This window comes from Oleiphilus sp. HI0132 (assembly GCF_001635845.1).
Window position 1 is genome coordinate 1 of the sequence record NZ_LWGJ01001883.1, and the last position, 713, is coordinate 713.

1 pseudogene is annotated in these 713 nt (G+C 47.7%); it reads left to right on the plus strand.

Annotated elements, in window-relative coordinates:
* Positions 1-663 (plus strand): annotated as a pseudogene (locus tag A3766_RS28445) (peptidase M16); the annotation flags it as partial.
* Positions 664-713 lie beyond the last annotated feature (50 nt).

The following is a 713-nucleotide window of genomic DNA, read 5'->3' on the forward strand; positions in this document are numbered from 1 at the left end:
CTGGGAGCGTACAGCTCCGTTAAGGGCGAAATTGACGACGTTCAAGATATCAAAGGAGTATTGGTATTTTCAGGGAAGGCGCTTAGTCGAAACTACGTCGCTTTGACAGAGATGCTTAAGGAAACGCTCGACAACGTTCGTTTCGATGAGCATGAACGTCTTCGCGAACTGGTGGCTCAGATGCGAGCGCGTCGTGAGCAAGGTGTAACCAGTAGCGGTCATGCCTTGGCGATGGGAGTTGCCTCTAGCAGAATGAGCCCTGGCTCGTACCTCGCTTATCAGCTAGGGGGAATGCAAGGCATTAAAGCCTTGAAGGCTTTAGATGAATCGCTATCAACTGAAAGTGGCGATATCGATAGTAAAGCCTTATCCAGCTTGGCTGAAGGTTTGGAAAGTATTCATAAGGCAGTTTTAGCACAGCCTCGTCAGTTCTTACTGGTCTCGGAGTCGGAAGTCTCTGATGAAATTGCAGGCTTTATTCATCAGTCCTATAAAGACTTTGAACCTGCTGCGAATAGTCATTTTTCTTTAACAGAGAGACGTGAAACCGTAAAAGAAGCTTGGCTAACGTCCACGCAAGTCAACTTCTGTGCCAAGGCTTATCCTACTGTCGCTGTCGGTCATGATGATGCACCAGCCTTGTCTGTATTGGGAGGCTTTTAAGAAATGGCTATTTACATAGGACGATCAGAGAGCAAGGTGGTGCCTATGGC